The 311-nt window shown below is 65.3% G+C and carries 1 pseudogene; it reads right to left on the reverse strand.

Annotated features, from left to right (window positions below):
• Positions 1-311 (reverse strand): annotated as a pseudogene (locus SB765_RS28770) (acetyl-CoA C-acetyltransferase); the annotation flags it as partial.

Consider the following 311-nt stretch of genomic DNA (forward strand, 5'->3'; position numbering starts at 1 on the left):
GATCTCGTCCTTGAATCGGCCGGCCTCGATCGCAGCCACGGCCTTGCGCTGGGACTCGGCGGCGAAGGCGTCCTGTTGTTCACGGCTGAGGCCGTACTTGTCCACCAGGTTCTCGGCGGTAATGCCCATGTGGTAGTCGTTGAAGGCGTCCCACAGGCCGTCGGTGATCATGCTGTCGACCAGTTGACCGTGGCCCATGCGCTGGCCGGTGCGGGCCGAAGGCATGACGTAGGGGGCCAGGCTCATGTTTTCCTGGCCGCCGGCAACCACCACCTCGGCGTCACCGCAACGAATAGCCTGGGCTGCCAGGT

The sequence above is a fragment of the Pseudomonas sp. SIMBA_067 genome (assembly GCF_046534675.1).
Taxonomy (GTDB): Bacteria; Pseudomonadota; Gammaproteobacteria; order Pseudomonadales; family Pseudomonadaceae; genus Aquipseudomonas; species Aquipseudomonas putida.